Source organism: Desulfobulbus rhabdoformis, assembly GCF_016919065.1.
GTDB lineage: Bacteria > Desulfobacterota > Desulfobulbia > Desulfobulbales > Desulfobulbaceae > Desulfobulbus > Desulfobulbus rhabdoformis.
Window position 1 is genome coordinate 1 of record NZ_JAFFQA010000178.1, and the last position, 407, is coordinate 407.

Consider the following 407-nt stretch of genomic DNA (forward strand, 5'->3'; position numbering starts at 1 on the left):
CTTCGACGTTGGTCAGGCCCATCTCGTCGCGCACGCGCTTCATGGCACGGCACTCCATCTCGAAGGCTTCTGCAAAGTCTTCGGCGATGTAGCGCGAGGCGCCGCGGAAGCCCAGCATCGGGTTTTCTTCGTCCGGCTCGTAGCGCGAACCGCCAATCAGCTTCTTGTACTCGTTGGACTTGAAGTCAGACAGCCGCACGATCACGGGCTTTGGATAGAAGGCCGCTGCGATGGTGGCAATGCCCTCGGCCAGCTTGTCGACGTAGAACGCGCGCGGGCTGGCATGGCCACGGGCCACGCTTTCCACGGCCTTCTTCAGGTCGCTGTCGACCTGCGGGTAGTCGAGAATCGCCTTCGGGTGAACGCCGATGTTGTTGTTGATGATGAATTCCAGACGGGCCAAGCCC

Annotated in this window: 1 protein-coding gene; it reads right to left on the reverse strand. The window is 61.4% G+C overall.

Annotated features, from left to right (window positions below):
- Positions 1-407: putative PEP-binding protein (locus tag JWJ90_RS22985; RefSeq protein ID WP_338032367.1), on the reverse strand; the 407-nt coding region annotated here is incomplete at both ends.